This window comes from Streptomyces sp. NBC_01166 (assembly GCF_045039765.1).
Taxonomy (GTDB): Bacteria; Actinomycetota; Actinomycetes; order Streptomycetales; family Streptomycetaceae; genus Streptomyces.
Map to the genome: position 1 here is coordinate 4989494 of NZ_CP108613.1, position 21534 is coordinate 5011027.

25 protein-coding genes and 4 tRNA genes are annotated in these 21534 nt (G+C 69.8%); 18 read left to right on the forward strand and 11 right to left on the reverse strand.

The genetic code is table 11. The features are described from left to right. Positions 1–39 precede the first annotated feature (39 nt). Positions 40–312 (forward strand): GlsB/YeaQ/YmgE family stress response membrane protein, encoded by a 273-nt coding sequence (locus OG379_RS23010; protein WP_104788223.1) that lies wholly within the window; start codon positions 40–42, stop codon positions 310–312. 102 nt (positions 313–414) lie between these two features. Here OG379_RS23010 and OG379_RS23015 read toward each other — a convergent pair whose 3' ends face one another. Then, a complete protein-coding gene (locus tag OG379_RS23015; protein ID WP_014154639.1) occupies positions 415–903 on the reverse strand; it encodes a YajQ family cyclic di-GMP-binding protein in 489 nt (162 codons plus the stop codon). Between the two features lie 162 nt (positions 904–1065). Between OG379_RS23015 and OG379_RS23020 the strand changes: the two genes are divergently transcribed. After that, positions 1066–1147, forward strand: a tRNA-Tyr gene (locus OG379_RS23020). Positions 1148–1249: 102 nt separating this feature from the next. On the opposite strand, the gene OG379_RS23025 is transcribed toward OG379_RS23020, so the two are convergent. The 7 genes from OG379_RS23025 to OG379_RS23055 form a co-directional block, all read right to left on the reverse strand. Next, a complete protein-coding gene (locus OG379_RS23025; protein ID WP_405664965.1) occupies positions 1250–2086 on the reverse strand; it encodes a hypothetical protein in 837 nt (278 codons plus the stop codon). Positions 2087–2198: 112 nt separating this feature from the next. Beyond that, positions 2199–3395: an MFS transporter gene (locus OG379_RS23030; protein ID WP_405664966.1), complete on the reverse strand. Its 1197-nt coding sequence runs from the start codon at positions 3393–3395 to the stop codon at positions 2199–2201. A gap of 60 nt (positions 3396–3455) precedes the next feature. Beyond that, positions 3456–4100, reverse strand: coding sequence for a response regulator transcription factor (locus OG379_RS23035; protein ID WP_362933757.1), 645 nt, complete (start codon positions 4098–4100; stop codon positions 3456–3458). Beyond that, on the reverse strand, positions 4091–5233 hold the full coding sequence (locus tag OG379_RS23040) for a sensor histidine kinase (RefSeq protein WP_405664967.1): 1143 nt from the start codon (positions 5231–5233) through the stop codon (positions 4091–4093). Before OG379_RS23040 ends, OG379_RS23035 begins: the two co-directional genes overlap by 10 nt. A 92-nt stretch (positions 5234–5325) precedes the next feature. After that, positions 5326–5988 carry a DedA family protein gene (locus tag OG379_RS23045; protein WP_405664968.1) on the reverse strand — a complete coding sequence of 221 codons (663 nt, stop codon included), beginning with the start codon at positions 5986–5988 and terminating at the stop codon, positions 5326–5328. Positions 5989–6173: 185 nt separating this feature from the next. After that, positions 6174–6830 (reverse strand): SDR family oxidoreductase, encoded by a 657-nt coding sequence (locus OG379_RS23050; protein ID WP_405664969.1) that lies wholly within the window; start codon positions 6828–6830, stop codon positions 6174–6176. 34 nt (positions 6831–6864) lie between these two features. Beyond that, positions 6865–8088, reverse strand: coding sequence for an amidohydrolase family protein (locus OG379_RS23055; RefSeq protein ID WP_405664970.1), 1224 nt, complete (start codon positions 8086–8088; stop codon positions 6865–6867). 305 nt (positions 8089–8393) lie between these two features. Between OG379_RS23055 and OG379_RS23060 the strand changes: the two genes are divergently transcribed. The 8 genes from OG379_RS23060 (at position 8394) to OG379_RS23095 (ending at position 13177) form a co-directional block, all read left to right on the forward strand. Further along, positions 8394–8466 (forward strand) — tRNA-Thr (locus tag OG379_RS23060). 45 nt (positions 8467–8511) lie between these two features. Then, a tRNA-Met gene (locus OG379_RS23065) sits at positions 8512–8584 on the forward strand. A gap of 89 nt (positions 8585–8673) precedes the next feature. Next, entirely contained in the window at positions 8674–8838 is a 165-nt protein-coding gene (gene rpmG, locus OG379_RS23070; RefSeq protein ID WP_003956487.1) for a 50S ribosomal protein L33, read from the forward strand. Positions 8839–8948: 110 nt separating this feature from the next. Continuing rightward, complete coding sequence (locus OG379_RS23075; RefSeq protein WP_393765907.1) at positions 8949–9401, forward strand: MaoC family dehydratase N-terminal domain-containing protein; 453 nt, start codon at positions 8949–8951, stop codon at positions 9399–9401. Continuing rightward, positions 9401–9829: a MaoC family dehydratase gene (locus OG379_RS23080; protein ID WP_405664971.1), complete on the forward strand. Its 429-nt coding sequence runs from the start codon at positions 9401–9403 to the stop codon at positions 9827–9829. The genes OG379_RS23075 and OG379_RS23080 overlap by 1 nt, the downstream gene beginning before the upstream one ends. A 117-nt stretch (positions 9830–9946) precedes the next feature. Next, a complete protein-coding gene (locus OG379_RS23085; RefSeq protein ID WP_393765905.1) occupies positions 9947–10492 on the forward strand; it encodes a TetR/AcrR family transcriptional regulator in 546 nt (181 codons plus the stop codon). A 134-nt stretch (positions 10493–10626) separates the two neighbouring features. After that, positions 10627–12057, forward strand: coding sequence for an MFS transporter (locus OG379_RS23090; RefSeq protein WP_405664972.1), 1431 nt, complete (start codon positions 10627–10629; stop codon positions 12055–12057). Between the two features lie 64 nt (positions 12058–12121). Continuing rightward, complete coding sequence (locus tag OG379_RS23095) at positions 12122–13177, forward strand: UDP-N-acetylmuramate dehydrogenase (RefSeq protein WP_405664973.1); 1056 nt, start codon at positions 12122–12124, stop codon at positions 13175–13177. A gap of 90 nt (positions 13178–13267) precedes the next feature. On the opposite strand, the gene OG379_RS23100 is transcribed toward OG379_RS23095, so the two are convergent. Then, positions 13268–13903 (reverse strand): NAD(P)-dependent oxidoreductase, encoded by a 636-nt coding sequence (locus OG379_RS23100; protein ID WP_405664974.1) that lies wholly within the window; start codon positions 13901–13903, stop codon positions 13268–13270. An 87-nt stretch (positions 13904–13990) separates the two neighbouring features. Here OG379_RS23100 and OG379_RS23105 point away from each other — a divergent pair, with 87 nt between their 5' ends. Further along, positions 13991–14572: a TetR/AcrR family transcriptional regulator gene (locus tag OG379_RS23105; protein ID WP_405664975.1), complete on the forward strand. Its 582-nt coding sequence runs from the start codon at positions 13991–13993 to the stop codon at positions 14570–14572. Here the strand turns inward: OG379_RS23105 and OG379_RS23110 are convergent. Both OG379_RS23110 and OG379_RS23115 read right to left on the reverse strand, forming a co-directional pair. Beyond that, entirely contained in the window at positions 14565–15578 is a 1014-nt protein-coding gene (locus tag OG379_RS23110) for an adenosine deaminase (protein WP_405664976.1), read from the reverse strand. The genes OG379_RS23105 and OG379_RS23110 overlap by 8 nt on opposite strands. Positions 15579–15702: 124 nt before the next feature. Beyond that, the gene (locus tag OG379_RS23115; protein WP_405664977.1) at positions 15703–16929 is read right to left on the reverse strand and encodes a pyridoxal phosphate-dependent aminotransferase; all 1227 of its coding nucleotides are present in this window, start codon (positions 16927–16929) and stop codon (positions 15703–15705) included. A gap of 214 nt (positions 16930–17143) precedes the next feature. Between OG379_RS23115 and OG379_RS23120 the strand changes: the two genes are divergently transcribed. From OG379_RS23120 to rplL, 7 genes are all read left to right on the forward strand, one after another. After that, positions 17144–17216: transfer RNA gene (locus OG379_RS23120), tRNA-Trp, on the forward strand. 106 nt (positions 17217–17322) lie between these two features. Beyond that, positions 17323–17610, forward strand: coding sequence for a preprotein translocase subunit SecE (secE, locus tag OG379_RS23125; protein WP_031096325.1), 288 nt, complete (start codon positions 17323–17325; stop codon positions 17608–17610). 74 nt (positions 17611–17684) lie between these two features. Then, entirely contained in the window at positions 17685–18623 is a 939-nt protein-coding gene (gene nusG / locus OG379_RS23130; protein WP_405664978.1) for a transcription termination/antitermination protein NusG, read from the forward strand. Between the two features lie 178 nt (positions 18624–18801). Beyond that, positions 18802–19236: a 50S ribosomal protein L11 gene (rplK, locus tag OG379_RS23135; RefSeq protein WP_018550660.1), complete on the forward strand. Its 435-nt coding sequence runs from the start codon at positions 18802–18804 to the stop codon at positions 19234–19236. Positions 19237–19318: 82 nt separating this feature from the next. Then, positions 19319–20041: a 50S ribosomal protein L1 gene (gene rplA, locus OG379_RS23140; RefSeq protein ID WP_014154604.1), complete on the forward strand. Its 723-nt coding sequence runs from the start codon at positions 19319–19321 to the stop codon at positions 20039–20041. Positions 20042–20434: 393 nt separating this feature from the next. Further along, positions 20435–20998 (forward strand): 50S ribosomal protein L10, encoded by a 564-nt coding sequence (rplJ, locus tag OG379_RS23145; RefSeq protein WP_099173858.1) that lies wholly within the window; start codon positions 20435–20437, stop codon positions 20996–20998. An 89-nt stretch (positions 20999–21087) separates the two neighbouring features. Continuing rightward, positions 21088–21471, forward strand: coding sequence for a 50S ribosomal protein L7/L12 (gene rplL / locus OG379_RS23150; protein WP_405664979.1), 384 nt, complete (start codon positions 21088–21090; stop codon positions 21469–21471). The last annotated feature ends 63 nt before the right edge of the window (positions 21472–21534 follow it).

Consider the following 21534-nt stretch of genomic DNA (forward strand, 5'->3'; position numbering starts at 1 on the left):
CCTGGCTTGCAGGAACAAGTGACGGGTAGGTACGCGAACATGAGCATCATCAGCTGGATCATCCTCGGGCTGCTGGCCGGAGCAATAGCCAAGTTTCTTCTGCCGGGCCGCGACCCCGGGGGCATCATCGGCACGACCGTCATCGGCATCGTGGGCGCCTTTCTCGGGGGCTGGCTGTCGTCCCGCTTCCTCGACCGCCCCATCAGCACGGACTTCTACGACACGGCCACCTGGGTGGCGGCCATCGCCGGATCCCTCGTCCTGCTGATCGCCTACCGCCTGCTCTTCGGCAACTCCCGCGACCGCCGCTGACCCGGCGCCCGCCCAGCCCCTCAGGACACGGCTACGGGGCGGGCCATGCCGACCGGCACGCCCCGCCCCGCCCACGACCCGCTGCACACGGCAGCGAACCGTCTACCGGTAGTTGGCGAACTGCACCGCGAAGTCGAGGTCCTTGCCCTTGATCAGCGCCTGCACCGCCTGCAGGTCGTCCCGGCTCTTGGAGCTGACCCGCAGCTCCTCGCCCTGAACCTGCGCCTTGACGCCCTTCGGGCCCTCATCGCGAATGATCTTCGCCACCTTCTTGGCGTTCTCCTGGGAGATGCCCTCCTCGATCGTGGCGAAGATCTTGTACTCCTTGCCGGAAAGCTGCGGCTCGCCCGCGTCCAGCGACTTCAGCGAGATCCCGCGCTTGATCAGCTTGGACTGGAAGATGTCGAGGATCGCCTTGACCCGCTCCTCGCCGTTCGCCTCCATCAGGATCTTCTCGCCGGACCAGGAGATCGACGCGCCCGTCCCCTTGAAGTCGTAGCGCTGGGAGATCTCCTTGGCGGCCTGGTTGAGGGCGTTGTCGACCTCCTGCCGCTCGACCTTCGAGACGATGTCGAAACTGGAGTCGGCCATGACGTGTGGCTCCTTGCGTCGTATGCGTTGGGGTACGGCACAAAGCCTAGCCACCCGCGCGCGTCCGGTGCTGATCAATCAGGTGGCGTAGCACCCCTGGGCATCAGGTATCGTTTACGACGTCGCCAAGGAGCCCCAACCGGGATCCGACGCGTCGTTCAAGGCGGTGTGCCCGAGTGGCCAAAGGGAGCAGACTGTAAATCTGCCGGCTCAGCCTACCCAGGTTCGAACCCTGGCGCCGCCACAGGACGGGAAACCCCGTCCGACCTGCTTAAACACCAGGTCGGGCGGGGTTTCTGCATGTGTGCGCGTGGGACCGCGAACTGCGCCGGACGGTCGGCGCATCCTAGGGGCGTTCGAAGGACTGGAGTACGCCTCCGACGGAGAAGCAGAGCGCGCCCGTGAGGGTGCCCCAGTTGGCGATGTCGATGTTCAGGACGCTCCCCGTGGCGGGACGGGTGAAGTCGGCCAGTGCCGAACCCATGAAGAGCACGGATCCGAGTTGGTTGACCGCGACGATCCACCAGCCGAGATCGCGGGGGCGGATGCCCGGCCGGCCGTGGCAGACCTCTGCCAGAGCAAGGTGCCCCGAGACCAGGAACAGGATGCATCCGACCAGGTCAGGAGCCCAGATCAGCCTGTTCTCCTGCTGCACGGAGAGCCCCTGCAGCAGGGAGCTGAGCAGGTTGATGCCGAACACGAGCGTTCCCACGAACAGCAGGAAGGTGCTCAGCCAGTCGATCCGTCCGGGCTCGTAGCTCCACCATCTCCAGCGCTTTGCCGCAAGAGCACCGATTCCGCTGTCCCGGCGGGGAGCGTTGACCGCCTGGAGCAGCGAGGCGTAACCGCCCGTGTTGAAGAACAGGCCGCCGGCGAAGTAGATCCAGGCGCTCGTCGCGTCGCCGGTGCCGAACTGGGCCACCGCGGCACCGGCGGCGAACAGGCCCCCACCCACCGTGAAGGCACCCGAGGCAATGGTGTTCAGCCGCCTGAGGCGGCCGACCGATTCGCTGTCCGCGCTTCGTGAAAGGGGTTCCGATTCACTCACGGCCCGCACGGTGAGCAGCCCGCGCTTGCGCGCCGGTCGTGACTCCCATACGGCGGTGGCCCCGTCGCTGAGGTGCCAGGTCAGCCGGGTCGTGAACGGCCCTGCGCCTTCGGCGCTCTCCTCGGTTCGGTCCACTCGCCGACCCTAGCCTTTTGGTGCGTGTTTCTCCTGACTTGCGGCTCCTGTCGCAAGTCGGGTGGTTTCCCAGGACTCCTGAAGCAGTGGTCACGCGCCGGGCGAGCCGCCTTCAGGCCTTCTGCACCGCGGGGCGCCGCAGGAGGTAGAGGCCGGCGCAGGTGACCAGGACGGCCATGCACGCGATGAAGGCCAGCCCCGCGTCCTGGAGCCCGATGTGGTCCGAGAGGATGCCCACGCCGATCACCGGCAGCGAGATGCCCGCGTACGCCACCACGAACAGCGTCGAGATCACCGCCGCCCGGCTGTCCGCGGGCGACGCCGCCGCCACCTGGGACAGGGCCGCCCGGAACGCCAGCCCCTGGCCTGCGCCGCCGAGGAGCGCGCTCAGCACGATCAGGGGCAGCAGCTGCCACCAGAGTGCGGCCGCGAGCAGCGCCAGTCCGCCCAGGAGGCCGGCGCAGCCCAGCGACAGTGACCGCTGTTCTCCGATCCTGCCGACCGCCGACTGGCCCGCGACCGAGGCGAAGAAGGCCAGCGCGACGATCAGACCGCTCACGGCGTGGTTGTCCACGTCCAGGAACTCGGAGAGGAACGCGGGGCTGACCGAGGTGAACACGCCGAACAGGGCGAACCCCACGAAGGAGGCGAGCGCCGCGGGCCTGAAGACCTTCCGGACCTCGGGCGGCAGCCCCGGGCGCTGCGGGCGGACGGTGCTCAGCGGGCGCCGCTCGCCCACGGTCTCCTTCAGGCCGAGCAGGACAACCGCAGAGACGGCCAGCAGCACCAGGTGTACGACGAACGGCAGATACAGCGGCCAGGGCGCGTACTGCGCGAGGATTCCGGCCAGCAGCGGGCCGCAGCCCAGACCGCCCATGTTGGCGGCCGTCGCCACGAACGAGGCCCTGGGGGAACCCTTGCCGGGCGCCAGCTCCATGACGTACGCGGTGGCCGCCCCGGTGAACAGCCCGGCCGACAGGCCCGACAGGAGCCGCCCCGCGAAGAGCCAGCCCAGGGCGGTGGCGCACAGGAAGCAGACGGCGCTCGCCGCCGCGCAGCCCAGGCCCCACAGCAGCACAGGTCGCCTGCCCACCGCGTCGGAGGCGTTTCCGGCGAGCAGCAGCACCCCGATCACACCGAAGGCGTACACGGCGTAGACGACCGTCACCGTCATCTCGGAGAACCCGAGTTCGTCCTGATAGAGGCTGTAGAGCGGGGTCGGCAGGGTCGTCCCCGCCATGCATACGGCGAATACCGCCCCGCTGAGACAACAGGGGAGCCAGCCTCGGCTGTCCGGGCCACCGTTCATGTGCCCGACGGTAGCCCGCGGACGTTCCGGCGAGCCGCAACGCCTCGCGGGCCGATACACCTAGGACTCCAGGTACCTCAGGACAGCGAGGATCCGCCTGCTGTGACCGGTGGTGTGCGACAGCTCCAGCTTGTCGAAGATCGCGTTGAGGTTCTTCTCCACCGCACTCACGGAGATGTGCAGTTGCTTCGCGATCGCCGTGTTGGTGAGCCCCTGGGCCAGGGGTTCGAGCACACTGCGCTCGCGGGGCGTGAGGCGGGCCAGCGGGTCCCCGTGCGTGGAGCGGATGACCAACTGCCGGACCACCTCGGGATCGAGGGCGGCGCCACCCGCCTGGATGCGCTCCAACGCGTCCAGGAACTCGTCGACCTGCGCGACCCGGTCCTTGAGGAGATACCCCACGCGTTCCGCGCTGGAGGCCAGCAACTGGGCCGCGTAGTGGCGTTCGATGTGCTGGGAGAGCACCAGCACGCCCGTTTCCGGCCATCGCTCGCGGATCTCCAGGGCCGCGCGCAGCCCCTCGGTGGTGTGTGTCGGAGGCATCCGGATGTCGAGGACGACGATGTCCGGCCGTCGCGTCTCCATCTCCTTCAGCAGGGACACCGCGTCCCCGAACGAGGCCAGGACCTCGTGCCCCTCCTCGACGAGGAGCCGTACCAGACCCTCCCGCAGCAGCGTCGAGTCCTCGGCGAGCATCAGACGCATGGAAGCTCCGCGATCACCATGGTGGGTCCCCCCTCGGGGCTGTCGATGTGCAGGGTGCCGTCCAGCGCGTCCACCCTGCTGCGCAGGCCGCTCAGCCCCATGCCCGCAGGATCCGCGCCGCCCTTGCCGTTGTCCTGGGTGCGCACCGTGAGCACGCCCCCGCCCAGCACGACGCGTACGGACACCGCCGTCGCACCTGAGTGTTTGGCCGCGTTGGTCACGCACTCCGACACCACGAAGTACGCGGCGGTCTCCACCGGCCGTGGCAGAGGCCGGCTGACGTCGAACACGGTACGGACGGGTATGGAGCACCGCTCGGACACCCCTCCCAGGGCCTCCTCGAGACCCAGGCTGTCGAGCGCCGACGGATAGACCCGCCAGGCCACTTCGCGCAGTTCCGCGAGTACGTCCCTCGATTCCTGGTGCGCCTGGAGCAGCAGGGCCTCCGCCTGCTCGGGCTCGCGCCCCCTGCGCGCCCGGCCGAGCAGCATGGCCAGGGCGACCAGCCGCTGCTGGATCCCGTCGTGGATGTCCCGCTCGATGCGCCGGCGTTCGGCGTCCACCGCCTGTACGACCGCCGCCCGGCTGCTGGACAGTTCGTCGATGCGACGGCGCAACAGCTCCTGCTCGGAGGGGCCGAAGCACTCGCGGGCGAGCCGGGAGTCCAGGGCGACGAGCGAGCGCAGCCCCTGGAGGTCGAGGAAGAGCAGCACCCCGCCGAGGACTGCCTGCACCAGCAGTTCGTCCCACCCGAGCGAGCCCTGGACCACCCCCCTGGACAACAGTCCTGCCAGGACGACACCGAAACCCAGCAGCCCGATCACGAGGGCGCACAACAGGCCGGTGTAGCTGCGTACCGCGAGGTAGCGGAGGACCTTCTGGCCGGACGCCTCGTAGTGCTCCGGGAAGCGGTCGTCGAAGAAGAAGGACCTCCGCGCCCGTTCCACGCCCGTCAGTCGCAGGGCTCCCGCCATGAGGACGCCGAGGGCGCGGGCCCGGGTGAGCGGCCACAGCAGGAAGGGGCCGAGAGCGGTGCCGGCCACGAGGAAGTAGAGGAATCCGGCCGAGGCGGTCACGCAGCCGAGGATCGTGCCCAGGCCCCGGCGCAACCAGGAGAGTGTCCGACCGCCCACGACGGCGGAGCCTAGTGCGGCCGCGGGGGCGCAGCAAGATCGATCGGGCTGACGCGGAGGCGGGGCCGCCGCCCGCGGATGCCCCGGGTGGGTCATGAACTGCGGCGGCTCTGCGCCCGGTCGGTGGAGCGCAGCCTCCGGACGACGTATGTCGCGACGGCCACGACCCCCAGGACCAGTACGGCCTTGGAGGCGAACCCGACGTAGGTCTCCACCGTCTCCCACCGGTCGCCCAGCCAGTAACCGGCCATGACCAGGACGGAGTTCCAGATCAGGCTGCCGAGTGCGGTCAGCGCGACGAAGACGTGGAGCGGCATCCGCTCCACACCGGCGGGGACGGAGATGAGGCTGCGGAAGATCGGCACCATACGGCCGAAGAAGACCGCCTTGGTGCCGTGCTTCGCGAACCACTTCTCCGTGCGCACCAGATCGGAGGCCTTCACCAGCGGGAGCTTCCCCCAGATGGTGTGCATGCGCTCCCGGCCGAAGGCCGCGCCGATCCAGTAGAGGACGACGGCTCCCACGACCGAGCCGAGCGTGGTCCAGAACAGCGCGGAGGCCAGGCTGAGGACCCCCTGCCCGGCGGCGAACCCGGTCAGCGGCAGGATCACTTCGCTCGGCAGCGGCGGGAACAGGTTCTCCAGCGCGATGGCCAGACCGGCTCCGGGACCGCCCATGGTGTCGACGAGATCCGTGGCCCAGCCGGCGATACCACCCGAGGGCTCCTGCGGCGAGGCCGAGTACGTGAGATGCATATGAGTCTCCAAGGCGGCGGGTCATTACCCCGGGGCGTGTACCCCCGATCACCCTCCACGTTAGAAACCGCCGCTCAACGGCCGGTATGCGGATGGCCGTCCGCTCCGCTGCGGTTCTCCGCAGGAGGCGGACCTGCGGAAAACCACACCTGCGGGGGAGTGAGCCGGCCCGGCGGCCCCCGCACTCAGTTCCCGGCGACGTCCTTCACCGCGACCGCGACGGGCTTGCTCCCGCTGATCAGCTCCAGCGTCAGTCCCGCCGTCGCGGGGGTGTCCAGCAGCTCCGTCAGCACCGCCGCCACGTCGTCGCGGGGGATCGGGCCGCGGCCGGTCGAGGCGGCGAGCAGGACCTGGCCGGTCCCGGCGTCGTTCGTGAGCATGCCGGGGCGCAGGATCGTCCAGTCCAGGCCGCTCCGGGAACGTACGTACGCGTCCGCCTCGCCCTTGGCCCGCTGGTAGACGTCGAAGACCTCGTCGCCGGGGTGATCCGGGTCGGCTCCCATGGAGGACACCACGACGTAGCGCCGCACCCCCGCCCGTTCCGCCGCGTCCGCGAAGAGCACGGCCGCTCCCCGGTCCACCGTGTCCTTGCGTGCCGAACCGCTGCTCGGGCCGGCACCGGCCGCGAAGACCGCGGCGTCCGCGCCCCGCAGGACTTCCGCCGCCTCCTCGACGGACGCCGATTCGAGGTCGAGGACGACGGGCTCGGCGCCTGCCGCCCTCAGGCCGTCACTCTGCTCCGGATTCCGGATGACGCCCACCGCTTCGTCACCGCGCGCGGCGAGCAGCCGCTCGAGCCGCAGCGCGATCTGACCATGTCCACCTGCAATGACAATGCGCATGCTTCCGACCGTACGCCGCGGGGAGCGCTCGTGCTCAAGGCCCGCCGCCGGGGCCGGAATCGGTGCGTCCCTGACGGGGGAGGTCGAGGGCCGACGCGGCGGCCCCGGAGTCGCGGTACTCACGTACGGCACTGGTCCGCGCCACCACCCGCCCCCGGTGCACGACGATCCTGCTGTACGCGAGGGAGAGCGCTCCGGCCAGCCCGTCCCCGCGCACGGCGAGCAGCTCGGCGGGGAAGCCGGCCTCGACGCGCACCCCGGGCAGGCCCAGGGCCGCTCTGGCGTCGCCGGAGACGGCGTCGTAGGCGTGTTCGGGGCGGAGGCCCTCCTGCGAGGCCAGCAGGTACGCCGCCTCCAGGGGGTCGCCCCGGCCGACGGGGTTGGAGGCGTCACGCAGGGCTCCGCTGCCCGCGGCCACCCGCACCCCGGCGTCCCGCAGCAGCCGTACGGGCGGGGTGCCGCGGAGCCGGGCTTCGGAGCAGCCGCCCTGCGGGAGGCAGACCACGGTCACGGCCGCGGCGGCGAGCCGGTCGGCGGCGCGGGCCGCCTCGTCGCCGGGAAGCCGCGAGAGGCCCGCACAGGGTCCGACGCAGACGCCCGGGCGGAGCCCGCCGGCCATGGCGGTCAGCCGGGCGAGCCGGCCCGGGTCGTCACCGTCCGTGTGCAGGTCGACGGGGAGCCCGTGGGCTGCGGCGAGATCCAGGACGGCTTCCGCGTGACCGGCCGGATCGGGGTCGAGGTCGGGGCAGCCGCCGATCACGCCCGCGCCCATGTCCACCGCGTCACGGAGCACGGCGAGACCGTCGGCGCCCGCCACCCCCGTGAGGAGCCGGGGCACGGCGACGGCGGTCAGGTCGGTGAGGCCCCGCAGGGAACGGCGGGCCGCCAGCACGCCCTCCAGCAGGCCGAGCTCCTGTACGCCGCCGACGCGCACATGGGCGCGCAGCGCGGTGGCCCCGTGGCTGAGCTGGAGCAGCGCGGCCTCGGTGGCACGGCGCCGGACGTCCTCGGGGCGGTGGGACGGCGAGCCCCCCGTGGTGGCGGTGAGCGCCGTGCCGGGGTGGGCGTGGGGCTCCGCGGGGGCGGGCAGCAGGAGGTATCCGCGCAGGTCCAGGCGGATCCCCGGAGTGGTGAGGCTGCCCGCCGTCCCTACGGCCTCGATGCGCTGCCCGCCGATCCTCACGTCGACGGAACGCCCGTCCGTGAGCCGTGCCCCGCTGAGGAGGAGCCCGGGCGCCTCGCCGGGACTTTCGGGCATCGCACCGCTCCTGGAAGGCCTGGACGAAACGCAAGATCACGCAGAGTGCGCCGAGCCTAGGCCGGGGCCCGGTGCACTCCGAGGAGGAGCGAATTAGTCGTACGAATGTGGCCTTGCGGGGCGGGCGGTGGGAGCGGCGCCGCAAGGGCTTGTGAGTCTGCCCGTGGAGGTGGCGTACGTCCTGATCAAGGGCCTGATCAGGAGGGCTGCCACCGGGGTCGTCCGGGAGCGGGAGGGGGGCCGGTGCGGGTCGCGGAAACGGATTTGGGCGATCGGCGACAGAGCGTGTAATGTCTTCCTCGCTCGCCCCAATAGCTCAGTCGGTAGAGCGTCTCCATGGTAAGGAGAAGGTCTGCGGTTCGATTCCGCATTGGGGCTCTGGTGACCGGGTGACCCCGCTTCGGCGGGGGAGCTCGTCATCAAAGCGGTGTAGCTCAGTCGGTAGAGCAAGCGGCTCATAATCGCTGTGTCACCGGTTCAAGTCCGGTCACCGCTACTAACGGTAGCCGATTGTGGGGTCGGTCCTTCGATCGGCTACTCTTTTATGCGTTCATCCGTCCATCCGTCCGTCCAAGGAGCACTCACGTGGCTGCCACCGACGTCCGCCCGAAGATCACGCTGGCCTGCGTGGAGTGCAAGGAGCGGAACTACATCACCAAGAAGAACCGGCGTAACAACCCGGACCGTCTTGAGATGAAGAAGCACTGCCCGCGCTGCAACTCGCACACCGCGCACCGCGAAACGCGCTGAAACAGGCTCGTACACGAGGCCGTCCCCACTGGGGGCGGCCTCGTGTCGTTTATCTTGATGACTCGGGTGGTCAACGCCCCATTCGACTTTCACCAGGAGGTACCGGGCTCATGGCGCTCGACCAGTCCTTCGTGGGGCGGACCTATCCGCCCACCCCGGCGTACGAGGTCGGCCGGGAGAAGATCCGGGAGTTCGCGGAGGCGGTGGGTGACACCAATCCCGCGTATGTGGACCCGGAGGCCGCCAAGGCCTTGGGGTATTCGGATGTGATCGCCCCGCCCACGTTCGTCTTCTCCATCACCTTCAAGGCCGCGGGCCAGGTGGTGCGGGACCCGCAGCTGGGCCTGGACTACAGCCGCGTGGTGCACGGTGACCAGAAGTTCGCCTACGTGCGTCCCGTGCGGGCGGGGGACCGGCTCACGGTCACCTCGACGATCGAGGCCATCAAGACGATGGCGGGCAACGACATCGTGGACGTCCGCGGTGAGGTGCACGACGAGTCCGGTGAGCACGTGGTGACCGCATGGACCAAGCTGGTGGCGCGCGCCGCCGAGGAGGCGTGATGACGGCGAGCATCGCCTACGAGGCGGTCGAGGTCGGTACGGAGCTGCCGGCGCAGTCGTTCCCGGTGACCCGGGCCACGCTGGTGCAGTACGCGGGCGCCTCCGGCGACTTCAACCCGATCCACTGGAACGAGAAGTTCGCGCGCGAGGTCGGTCTGCCGGACGTGATCGCGCACGGCATGTTCACCATGGCCGAAGCGATCAGGGTCGTCACGGACTGGGCCGGTGACCCGGGCGCGGTCGTCGAGTACGGCGTGCGGTTCACCAAGCCGGTCGTCGTCCCGAACGACGACACCGGGGCGCTGATCGAGGTCAGCGGCAAGGTCGCCGCGAAGCTGGACGACAACACCGTCCGGGTCGACCTGATCGCCATGAGCGACGGCAAGAAGGTGCTGGGTATGTCCCGCGCCGTCGTCCGCCTCCCCTGAGCGGCACAGCCACACAGCGGAGGGGTGCCCACGCGGCGCCCCTCCGCTGTCGGTTTCCGTGCGGGTGCCGCCCTTGACAAGTTAGTAAGTGGCCAATAACTTACTGCCATGGCAAGGATGAGCGCAGAGGACAGGCGGGAGAGCGTCGTGCGGGCGGCTGTCGCCGAGTTCGCCCGCAGCGGGTACAACGGCACCTCGACGGAGGCGATCGCCAAGCGGGTCGGCGTCTCGCAGCCGTATCTGTTCCGGCTCTTCCCCGGCAAGCAGGCCATCTTCCTCGCCGCGTCCGAGCGGTGCCTCGCGGACACCCGGGAGGTGTTCATGAAGGCGGCCGAAGGGCTGGAGGGCGAGGAGCTGTCACAGGCCCTGGCCCGGGCGTATCAGCGGCTGATCGTGGACGACCCCGACAAGCTGCTCATGCAGATGCAGATGTACGCGGCTGTCGCGGCGGCCGAGGCGGCGGGTGATCACGAGTTCGGTGAGCGCCTGCGGCTCGGCTGGGTGGCGATGTGGGACGAGATCCACCTCCTGCTGGGGGCGGACCAGGACGAGACCACGTCGTTCCTGGCCTACGGCATGCTCATCAACACGCTGGCCTCGATGGGCTTTCCGGCCGGTCATCGCGTGTGGTCCGGCTTCCATCTCGCGACCAGGCCCAGCTGACCGGGCGGCGCCACCCGCCGGGACCGCCCGTCGGCGGGGCGGCTCCGTCCGGGGGTGCCGAGAGCCTTCGGCGGTCCGCCCGTTCTTCTGTCCGCTTAAGTTAGTCATTGATAACTAACCCTTGGGGGGTAGCAGTGAAGCAGCAAGCATCCAGCCGCGGGGGAGCCGTCTGGGCCCTCGTCATCACGAGCGTCGCCGGATTCATGGCGGCACTCGACAACCTCGTCGTCACCACCGCACTGCCGTCCATCCGCGAAAGCCTCGGCGGCCGGCTGGAGGAGCTCGAGTGGACGGTGAACGCCTACACGCTCACCTTCGCGGTGCTGCTGATGACGGGTGCCGCACTCGGTGACCGCTTCGGCAGGCGCCGGCTCTTCCTCGCCGGCCTCACGGTCTTCACCGCCGCCTCCGCGGCCGCCGCCCTCTCACCGGGGATCGACGAACTCATCGCCTTCCGGGCCGTCCAGGGCGTCGGGGCCGCGGTCATGATGCCGCTCACCCTCACTCTGCTCACCGCCGCGGTCCCGCCCGCCAGGCGCGGCATGGCGCTCGGATTCTTCGGCGCGGTCACCGGACTCGCGGTCGCCAGCGGCCCCCTGATCGGCGGGAGCCTCACCGAACACGTCTCCTGGCAGTGGATCTTCTGGCTCAACGTCCCGGTCGGCCTGATCCTGCTGCCCCTGGCACGACTGCGGCTGGCCGAGTCCCACGCCCCCGAGGCGCGGCTCGACGTGCCCGGCACCGTCCTGGTCAGCGGAGGCCTCTTCGGCATCGTCTACGCGCTCGTCAGCAGCACGAGCGACGGCTGGACCGACCCGCTCGTGCTGACCGGGCTGATCGCGGGGACGCTCCTCCTGGGTGTCTTCGTCCGTCACGGGTTCCGCGCGAAGAACCCCGTCCTGCCCATGCGGCTCTTCCGTGACCGGGCCTTCTTCGGCATCAACATGGCGAGCCTGCTGATGTTCCTGGGCATGTTCGGCTCGATCTTCCTGCTCAGCCAGTTCCTCCAGAACGCGCTGGGCTACTCGCCGACCGAGGCGGGCCTGCGGATGCTGCCGTGGACCGGAATGCCGATGCTCGTGGCGCCCGTCGCCGGATATCTGGCCGACCGGCTCGGCGGCCGCCCCGTGGTGGTGACCGGGCTCGCCCTCCAGGCGGTGGGTCTCGGCCTCTTCGCGGCGGTCCTGGAACCGGACGTCTCCTACTCGGCCCAGCTGCCCGGTCTGATCGTCGGCGGCATCGGCATGGCCCTGTACTTCGCGCCGGCCGCCAGCCTCGTGATGTCCAGCGTCAGGCCGGGGGAGCAGGGCATCGCCTCCGGGGCCAACAACGCCTTGCGCGAGGTCGGCGGTGCCCTCGGGGTCGCCGTACTGGCCGCGGTCTTCTCCGCCCAGGGCGGATACGGCTCCCCGCAGGCCTTCTCCGACGGGACCGTACCGGCCGTATGGATCGGTGCCGGCGTGGTGGCCCTCGCCGCGCTCACGGCCCTCCTCATCCCGCGCCGCGGGCGGGTGACCGGCCCGGCGCCCGAAGCCTCCGAGGAGCGTGTGTCCGTCGCCGCCTGACCCACCGTCCCCGTCCGTACGGTCCATGGCCCGCTCCAGGGACGTGGACCGTACTCTTGTCCCCGTGCAGGAACTCCACGACGCCCCCCTCGCCCCCCTGACCACCTTCCGGCTCGGCGGCCCGGCCAACCGCCTCCTGACGGCCACCACCGACGCGGAGGTGATCGCCGCCGTACGCGAGGCCGACGACAGCGGCACCCCGCTCCTGGTCGTCGGCGGCGGTTCCAACCTGGTCATCGGCGACAAGGGCTTCGACGGGACGGCCCTGCGCATCGCGACCAAGGGCTTCGACCTCTCCGGTACGGCGCTCGAACTGGCCGCAGGCGAGGTCTGGACCGACGCCGTGGCCCGTACGGTCGAGGCGGGGCTGGCCGGGATCGAATGCCTCGCCGGCATCCCCGGGTCCGCCGGGGCCACACCGATCCAGAACGTCGGCGCCTACGGGCAGGAGGTGTCCTCGGTCATCACCGAGGTCGTCGCCTACGACCGGCACGCCCGGGAGACGGTCACCCTCCCGAACGAGGCGTGCGCGTTCTCGTACCGCCACAGCCGCTTCAAGGCCGAGCCCGACCGTTTCGTCGTGCTGCGGGTCCGGTTCGGTCTCGAGGACGCGGGCGGACAGTCGGCGCCCCTCCTCTACCCCGAGACGGCCAGGGCCATGGGCGTCGAACAGGGTGATCGCGTTCCCGCCGCCTCCGCCCGCGAAACCGTCCTCCGGCTGAGGGCGGGCAAGGGGATGGTGCTCGACCCGGAGGACCACGACACCTGGTCGGCCGGGTCCTTCTTCACCAACCCGATCCTCGACGAGGCGGAGCACGCGCTCTTCCTCGCCCGCGCCGGCGAGCGCCTGGGCGCGGACATCACGCCCCCTGCCTTCCCCACGGGCGACGGACGGGTGAAGACCTCGGCAGCCTGGCTCATCGACAAGGCCGGCTTCACCAAGGGCTACGGCACGGGCCCCGCCCGCATCTCCACCAAGCACACGCTCGCCCTCACCAACCGGGGCGGCGCGACCACCGAGGACCTGCTGGCCCTGGCCCGCGAGGTCGTCGCCGGGGTGCACGAGGCCTTCGGGGTCACGCTCGTCAACGAGCCGGTGACGGTGGGCGTCAGCCTGTAGCCCGGCTCGGGTCTTTCGTTCGGATCAGGCTGGATCAGGGAGCACGCGAGCCCAGCCTGATCCGAACGAGAGGCCCTGGGGGCGGCAGGCTCAGTAGGCGACCCCCACGCCCTGCTTCAGGGCGGCCGGGTCGTCGATCAGCGCCAGCATCGCGTGGGCCACATCGGCCCGCGCGATGGACCGGCCGCTCCGCGGGGTGCCGCCCACGACCGTCCGGTACGCCCCCGTCAGCGGGCCGTTCGTCAGCTTCGGCGGCCGCACCGACGTCCAGTCCGTCGCGCTCGCGGCCAGCGCGGCCTCCATACGCGTCAGATCCGCGTACACCTCCTTGAGGACCACGCCGATCACTCTGCGGACCGCCCGGTCCAGCATCGGGTCGTCCGCCGGCTCCGGGCCGACCGGGGCCGCGCTCACGACCAGCAGCCGCCGTACCCCCTCGGCCCCCATCGCCTCCAGCACCTGCCCGGTGAGCCGCTCCGCGACGTCACCGGCCTTCCGGCCCCGGGCCCCGAGTCCGGAGAGCACGGCGTCCCGCCCCGCGACCGCCTCACGCACCGCCGCCCCGTCGCCCAGCGGCACGACCGCGTGCAGGGCGGCGCCACCGAGCCCGTCCGGGAGCCGGGCGGGATCACGGACCACCGCCGTCACCTCGTGCCCCGCCGCCAGCGCCTGCCGCACGACCTCCTGGCCGACTGCCCCCGTCGCCCCGAACACTGTGAGCCTCATCGCGCCGCCCTCCTGAGTGGGTGAGTATTCACTTACCCATAGGGTGAGTGGACGCTCACCCCTTCGTCAAGCCTTGCTGGAGCATTCATGGAGCAGAAGCCGGCCCGCGTCCGCATCGTCGACGCGGCTCATGAACTCATGCTGGGCATCGGTCTCGCGCGGACGACGACGAAGGAGATCGCCAAGGCGGCCGGCTGCTCCGAGGCGGCGCTGTACAAGTACTTCGCCAGCAAGGAAGAGCTCTTCGTGACCGTGCTCGGCGAACGCATGCCGAGGCTCGGCCCGCTCCTGGGCGACCTGGAGGCGGGTGAAGGGGATCTGGAACAGAACCTCACCGAGGTCGCCCGCCAGGCCGCGCTCTTCTACGAGCAGACCTTCCCGGTCCTCGCGTCGCTGTACGCCGAGCCCCGGCTCAAGCAGCGTCACGAAGCGGCGATGCGCGAGATGGGCACCGGCCCGCACAAGCCGATCCAGGGCCTCGACGCCTATCTCCGCGCCGAACAGCGGGCGGGCCGCGTCGTTCCCGGAGCCGACACGTACGCGGCGGCCTCGCTCCTGCTGGGCGCCTGCGCCCAGCGCGCCTTCGCCTACGAGACGGCCGGCGCCCCCCAGTCGCTGGACGACTTCGCCACGTCCCTCGCCCGCACCCTGCTGGGCGGCATCAGCTAGCCAGCCACGCGTCGATCCCGTCCAGCAGCTTCTCCCGCACCTCGACGGGTGCGACGGACCCCCGCACGGACTGCCGCGCCAGCTCGGCCAGCTCCTCGTCGGTGAACGCGTGATGACGGCGTACGAGGTCGTACTGCGCGGCCAGCCGGGAACCGAAGAGCAGCGGATCGTCCGCGCCGAGCGCCATCGGTACCCCGGCCTCGAACAGAGTGCGCAGGGGTACGTCGGCGGGCTTCTCGTAGACGCCGAGCGCCACATTGGACGCGGGGCAGACCTCGCAGGTCACCCCCCGCTCCGCGAGCTTGCGCAACAGCCTCGGATCCTCGGCCGCCCGCACGCCGTGCCCGACCCGGGCCGCGTCGAGGTCGTCCAGGCAGTCCCGGACGCTGGACGGGCCCGACAGCTCGCCGCCGTGCGGGGCCGCGATCAGTCCGCCCTCCCGGGCGATGGCGAAGGCGCGGTCGAAGTCGCGGGCCATCCCGCGGCGTTCGTCGTTGGAGAGCCCGAAGCCGATGACACCCCGGTCCGCGTAGCGCACCGCGAGCCGGGCCAGCGTCCGGGCGTCCAGCGGATGCTTCATCCGGTTCGCCGCGATCACCACCCGGATTCCGAGCCCGGTCTCGCGGGCCGCACGGTCCACGGCGTCCAGGATGATCTCGATCGCCGGGATGAGCCCTCCGAGCAGCGGGGCGTACGAGGTCGGGTCGACCTGGATCTCGAGCCACCCGGAGCCGTCCGCGACGTCCTCCATGGCGGTCTCACGCACGAGCCGCTGGATGTCCTCCGCAGAGCGGAGGCAGGACCGGGCGATGTCGTACAGGCGCTGGAAACGGAACCAGCCGCGCTCGTCGGTGGCCCGCAGCTGGGGCGGCTCACCGCCGGTCAGGGCATCGGGCAGATGCACGCCGTACTTGTCCGCGAGTTCGAGCAGGGTCGTGGGCCGCATCGACCCGGTGAAGTGCAGGTGCAGGTGGGCCTTGGGCAACAGCCGTACGTCACGCTCCATCGATCGATCTTGCCGCACCCGAGGGGCGCGGCGGTAGCCGGATCCCCATGTGAGTTACCCGTCGAACAAGAAAGTGGCCCCCGGCCGGAGCCGGGGGCCACACCGCTCAGGTGGGTTTCCCGCGTCAGTCGCGGGCCTCGCCCAGCAGCTTCTGGAGCCGGGAGACGCCCTCGACGAGGTCGTCGTCGCCCAGCGCGTAGGAGAGCCGCAGGTAACCGGGCGTACCGAACGCCTCGCCCGGCACCACGGCCACCTCGGCCTCGTCCAGGATGAGGGCCGCGAGCTCGACGGAGTCCGCGGGGCGCTTGCCGCGGATCTCCTTGCCGAGCAGGCCCTTCACCGACGGGTACACGTAGAACGCGCCCTCGGGCTCGGGGCAGAGCACGCCGTCGATCTCGTTGAGCATGCGCACGATCGTCTTACGGCGGCGGTCGAAGGCGGAGCCCATCTCGGCGACCGCGTCCAGCGGACCCGAGAGCGCGGCGAGCGCGGCGGCCTGAGCGACGTTGTTGACGTTGGACGTGGCGTGCGACTGCAGGTTGGTCGCGGCCTTCACGATGTCCTTCGGGCCGATGATCCAGCCCACCCGCCAGCCGGTCATGGCGTAGGTCTTGGCGACACCGTTGACCACGATGCACTTGTCGCGCAGCTCGGGCACGACCGCGGGGAGCGAGGCGGCGGCCGCGCCCCCGTAGACCAGGTGCTCGTAGATCTCGTCCGTCATCACCCAGAGGCCGTGCTCGACGGCCCAGCGGCCGATCGCCTCGGTCTCGGCCTCGCTGTAGACCGCGCCCGTCGGGTTGGACGGGGACACGAACAGGACGACCTTCGTGCGCTCGGTGCGCGCGGCCTCGAGCTGCTCGACCGAGACCCGGTAGCCGGTGGTCTCGTCGGCCACGACCTCGACCGGGACACCGCCGGCGAGACGGATGGACTCGGGGTAGGTCGTCCAGTACGGCGCGGGGACGATGACCTCGTCGCCCGGGTCGAGGATCGCGGCGAAGGCCTCGTAGATGGCCTGCTTGCCGCCGTTGGTCACCAGGACCTGGGAGGCGTCGACCTCGTAGCCGGAGTCGCGCAGCGTCTTCGCCACGATGGCGGCCTTGAGCTCGGGGAGCCCGCCCGCCGGGGTGTAGCGGTGGTACTTCGGGTTTCGGCACGCCTCGATGGCGGCGTCCACGATGTAACCGGGGGTCGGGAAGTCGGGCTCGCCGGCGCCGAAGCCGATCACCGGACGCCCGGCGGCCTTGAGGGCCTTGGCCTTGGCGTCGACGGCGAGGGTGGCGGACTCGGAGATCGCACCGATGCGGGCCGAAACCCGGCGCTCGGACGGAGAAGTTGCAGCGCTCATGCCCCCCATGCTCGCAGACCGGAAAACCCCTCGGCACAGGGGTTTCAGGGACCGGACAGGACTCGGACAGCATCCGGACAGGACCGGTCGGTTGTTGTCTGTTCGACGCGGCGCCCCTGAGCACGTACACTCACCTGTCGTTGGCCTTCATCAGCCACACCGTTTTCCCAACCGGCCCACCGGGGAAGATGCGGTAGGTTGGTGGAAACCACAAAGGGTCGTAGCTCAATTGGTAGAGCACTGGTCTCCAAAACCAGCGGTTGGGGGTTCAAGTCCCTCCGGCCCTGCTACACACTCCTTCGCCAGGATGTGTGCGCATGTACGTACTTCAATGCACCGCCGTGCGGCTCCACCGGGCGCGGCACGGCCACGACCCGGAATCAGGTGAGTAGCGTGACGGACGCCGTGGGCTCCATCGACATGCCTGATGCCGAGGACGAAGCCCCCGAGTCGAAGAAGAAGACTCGGAAGGGCGGCAAGCGCGGCAAGAAGGGCCCTCTGGGCCGTCTCGCGCTGTTCTACCGCCAGATCGTCGCCGAGCTCCGCAAGGTCGTATGGCCGACGCGCAGCCAGCTGTCGACGTACACGGCCGTGGTGATCGTGTTCGTGGTCGTCATGATCGGTCTCGTCACCGTGATTGACTTCGGATTTGCGCGGGTCATCAAGTACGTCTTCGGCTGATCCCCGCGGAGGGCGCCTCATCGGCGCCCCTTTCGCATGTTCCACCCATTTGTATCCAGGAAGAAGCAGCCATCGTGTCTGACCCGAACCTGAACGACGACGCCGAGCCCACGGCGAGCGCCGTCGAGTCCGCCGAGGACGAGCTCGACATCGTCGAGGCGGCGGATGCCGTGGCCCCGGACCAGGTCGACGCTGCTGACGCCGCCGCGGGCGAGCCCGCCGAGCAGGATGCCGTGCGTGTCGAGTCCGACGAGGACGAAGAGGCCGCCGAGTCCGTCGAGGACGAAGAGTCCGTCGAGTCCGTCGAGGACGAAGAGTCCGTCGAGGACGACGAGGCCGCGGACGAGTCCGACGCCGACGAAGAGGCAGTCGAGGAAGCCGAGCCGGCCGCCCCCGTCGACGCCGTCGCCGCCCTGCGCGAAGAGCTCCGCGGACTTCCCGGCGAGTGGTACGTCATCCACACGTACGCCGGTTACGAGAAGCGCGTGAAGGCCAACCTGGAGCAGCGCGCCGTCTCGCTCAACGTCGAGGACTTCATCTACCAGGCCGAGGTGCCCGAGGAAGAGATCGTCCAGATCAAGAACGGTGAGCGGAAGAACGTCCGTCAGAACAAGCTCCCGGGATACGTCCTGGTGCGCATGGACCTGACGAACGAGTCCTGGGGTGTTGTCCGCAACACGCCCGGCGTCACCGGCTTCGTGGGCAACGCCTACGACCCGTATCCGCTGACCCTGGACGAGATCGTCAAGATGCTCGCCCCCGAGGCCGAGGAGAAGGCGGCCCGCGAGGCGGCCGAGGCCGAGGGCAAGCCGGCTCCGGCCCGCAAGGTCGAGGTGCAGGTCCTGGACTTCGAGGTGGGCGACTCGGTCACCGTCACCGACGGCCCGTTCGCGACCCTGCAGGCGACGATCAACGAGATCAACGCCGACTCGAAGAAGGTCAAGGGCCTCGTCGAGATCTTCGGTCGCGAGACCCCGGTCGAGCTCAGCTTCGACCAGATCCAGAAGAACTGACGGCCTTTCGGCCCGTCTCTGGACACATGCCTACCGAGCAGGTCAGACAGGCTTCGCAGCCGGTCTGACCTGCTCGGTTTTTGGTCGCGCAGCTATACCCGTTATCGTTGTGCGGTATGCCTCCATCCGGATGACCGGAATGGCGGCGAAACACTCTCACTAGGACCCGGAGAGAGCAATGCCTCCCAAGAAGAAGAAGGTCACGGGGCTTATCAAGCTCCAGATCAACGCCGGTGCGGCCAACCCGGCGCCGCCGGTCGGTCCCGCACTGGGCCAGCACGGCGTCAACATCATGGAGTTCTGCAAGGCCTACAACGCCGCGACCGAGTCGCAGCGTGGCATGGTCGTGCCGGTGGAGATCACGGTCTACGAGGACCGCTCCTTCACCTTCATCACGAAGACTCCGCCGGCCGCCAAGCTGATCCTCAAGGCCGCGGGTGTGGACAAGGGCTCCGGCGAGCCGCACAAGACCAAGGTCGCCAAGCTCACGGCCGACCAGGTCCGCGAGATCGCCACGACCAAGCTTCCCGACCTGAACGCCAACGACCTCGACGCCGCGTCGAAGATCATCGCTGGCACCGCCCGTTCCATGGGCATCACGGTCGAAGGCTGAGTCAGCCCCGTAGCCCCACAGTGGTAGGACCAAGCGCTGGTCCGCACCACGACTCCACACTCTGAAAACCACAGGAGTAGATGTGAAGCGCAGCAAGAACCTCCGCGCTGCGGACGCGAAGATCGACCGGGAGCGTACGTACGCCCCGCTCGAGGCCGTCCGTCTCGCCAAGGACACCGCCGCCACCAAGTTCGACGGCACCGTCGAGGTCGCGTTCTGCCTGGGTGTTGACCCTCGCAAGGCCGACCAGATGGTCCGTGGCACCGTGAACCTCCCGCACGGCACCGGCAAGACCGCCCGGGTCCTGGTCTTCGCGACCGGTGACCGTGCTGCGGCCGCGGAAGCCGCGGGCGCCGACATCGTCGGCGCCGACGAGCTCATCGACGAGGTGGCGAAGGGCCGTCTGGACTTCGACGCCGTCGTCGCCACGCCGGACCTCATGGGCAAGGTCGGCCGCCTGGGCCGCGTGCTCGGTCCGCGTGGTCTGATGCCGAACCCGAAGACCGGCACCGTCACCCCGGATGTCGTCAAGGCTGTCAACGACATCAAGGGCGGAAAGATCGAGTTCCGCGTCGACAAGCACTCGAACCTGCACTTCATCATCGGAAAGACCTCTTTCGATGACACGAAGCTGGTCGAGAACTACGGCGCGGCGCTGGAGGAGATCCTCCGTCTGAAGCCGTCCGCCGCGAAGGGTCGCTTCATCAAGAAGGCGACCATGAGCACGACGATGGGCCCCGGCATCCCGCTGGACGCCAACCGCGTGCGCAACCTCCTCGTCGAGGAGGACCCGGCCGCCGTCTGAGCCCCCGTGCTCAGCCGGTAGCCGCGTCACGGCATGGGACGGGCCCCGCAGCCTCCTCGGAGGCTGCGGGGCCCGTCCTCGTGCGAGGGGCGTCCTGAGCCGTGCGAGAGGCCCTTAAACCTCTCGCACGGGTCGAACCGGGACGGATTTGCTCCGAACGGCCCCCGTCGCGTAGTCTCACCAAGAAGCCAAAGACCGCTGGTCGTCGCCGCGTCCTCGTAAGAGGAAACGGTGACCGAAGGATCCGTCAAGAACGGGCGACCTGCGCAGGTGACTGTGGAAAGCTCCCGAATCCCGTTCGGTCGAGCTACGCCCTGGCGCCTGCGCCGGGGCGTTTTGTTTTTACCGGCCCCTTCTGAGCGGTCCTCATCACCCGGAAGGAGGCCGACGCTCATGGCAAGGCCCGACAAGGCTGCCGCGGTAGCCGAGCTGACGGACCAGTTCCGCAGCTCGAACGCCGCCGTGCTGACCGAGTACCGGGGTCTCACCGTGGCACAGCTCAAGGAGCTGCGCCGTTCGCTCGGTGAGAACGCCCAGTACGCCGTGGTGAAGAACACGCTGACCAAGATTGCGGCCAACGAGGCCGGGATCGACACGCTGGACGACCTGTTCTCGGGTCCGACGGCGGTTGCCTTCGTCACCGGTGACCCGGTGGAGTCGGCGAAGGGTCTTCGTGACTTCGCCAAGGACAACCCCAACCTCATCATCAAGGGCGGTGTCCTTGACGGTAAGGCGCTGTCCGCCGATGAGTTCAAGAAGCTCGCGGACCTCGAGTCCCGCGAGGTTCTGCTCGCCAAGCTGGCCGGCGCCATGAAGGGCAAGCAGACTCAGGCTGCGCAGCTCTTCCAGGCTCTGCCGTCGAAGTTCGTCCGCACCGCGGAAGCGCTTCGCGCCAAGAAGGCCGAGCAGGGCGGTGCCGACACGTCGGCTCCCGCCGAGGCCGAGGTGGCGGAGTAACCCTCCGCCCTCACGGCTCGCAGCGGGCCCGTACGCCCGCCTACATATACATCCGGCACCCCCTGCCGAATTAGTGGAAGGACGCCATCATGGCGAAGCTCAGCCAGGAAGACCTGCTCGCTCAGTTCGAGGAGCTCACCCTCATCGAGCTCTCCGAGTTCGTTAAGGCCTTCGAGGAGAAGTTCGACGTCACCGCCGCCGCCGCGGTCGCCGTCGCCGGTCCCGCGGGCCCGGGCGCCCCGGCCGAGGCCGAGGCCGAGCAGGACGAGTTCGACGTCATCCTCACGGGTGCCGGCGAGAAGAAGATCCAGGTCATCAAGGTCGTGCGTGAGCTGACCTCGCTGGGTCTGAAGGAGGCCAAGGACCTCGTCGACGGCACCCCGAAGCCGGTCCTCGAGAAGGTCGCCAAGGAGGCCGCTGACAAGGCTGCCGAGTCCCTCAAGGCCGCCGGCGCTTCCGTCGAGGTCAAGTGACCCTGCGAGTCCTCTGACTCCCCAGGACCGTCCCTGCCGCAAGGCGGAGATGTCACATCGCAA

Bases quoted from the DNA above. Each gene is read 5' to 3' on its own strand.
- OG379_RS23010 (WP_104788223.1), top strand. From the start codon at position 40: ATGAGCATCATCAGCTGGATCATCCTCGGGCTGCTGGCCGGAGCAATA.
- OG379_RS23015 (WP_014154639.1), bottom strand. From the start codon at position 903: ATGGCCGACTCCAGTTTCGACATCGTCTCGAAGGTCGAGCGGCAGGAG.
- OG379_RS23030 (WP_405664966.1), bottom strand. From the start codon at position 3,395: ATGAACGGTGGCCCGGACAGCCGAGGCTGGCTCCCCTGTTGTCTCAGC.
- OG379_RS23035 (WP_362933757.1), bottom strand. From the start codon at position 4,100: ATGCGTCTGATGCTCGCCGAGGACTCGACGCTGCTGCGGGAGGGTCTG.
- OG379_RS23045 (WP_405664968.1), bottom strand. From the start codon at position 5,988: ATGCATCTCACGTACTCGGCCTCGCCGCAGGAGCCCTCGGGTGGTATC.
- OG379_RS23050 (WP_405664969.1), bottom strand. From the start codon at position 6,830: ATGCGCATTGTCATTGCAGGTGGACATGGTCAGATCGCGCTGCGGCTC.
- OG379_RS23055 (WP_405664970.1), bottom strand. From the start codon at position 8,088: ATGCCCGAAAGTCCCGGCGAGGCGCCCGGGCTCCTCCTCAGCGGGGCA.
- OG379_RS23075 (WP_393765907.1), top strand. From the start codon at position 8,949: ATGGCGCTCGACCAGTCCTTCGTGGGGCGGACCTATCCGCCCACCCCG.
- OG379_RS23080 (WP_405664971.1), top strand. From the start codon at position 9,401: ATGACGGCGAGCATCGCCTACGAGGCGGTCGAGGTCGGTACGGAGCTG.
- OG379_RS23085 (WP_393765905.1), top strand. From the start codon at position 9,947: ATGAGCGCAGAGGACAGGCGGGAGAGCGTCGTGCGGGCGGCTGTCGCC.
- OG379_RS23100 (WP_405664974.1), bottom strand. From the start codon at position 13,903: ATGAGGCTCACAGTGTTCGGGGCGACGGGGGCAGTCGGCCAGGAGGTC.
- OG379_RS23105 (WP_405664975.1), top strand. From the start codon at position 13,991: ATGGAGCAGAAGCCGGCCCGCGTCCGCATCGTCGACGCGGCTCATGAA.
- OG379_RS23110 (WP_405664976.1), bottom strand. From the start codon at position 15,578: ATGGAGCGTGACGTACGGCTGTTGCCCAAGGCCCACCTGCACCTGCAC.
- OG379_RS23115 (WP_405664977.1), bottom strand. From the start codon at position 16,929: ATGAGCGCTGCAACTTCTCCGTCCGAGCGCCGGGTTTCGGCCCGCATC.
- rplK (WP_018550660.1), top strand. From the start codon at position 18,802: ATGCCTCCCAAGAAGAAGAAGGTCACGGGGCTTATCAAGCTCCAGATC.
- rplJ (WP_099173858.1), top strand. From the start codon at position 20,435: ATGGCAAGGCCCGACAAGGCTGCCGCGGTAGCCGAGCTGACGGACCAG.
- rplL (WP_405664979.1), top strand. From the start codon at position 21,088: ATGGCGAAGCTCAGCCAGGAAGACCTGCTCGCTCAGTTCGAGGAGCTC.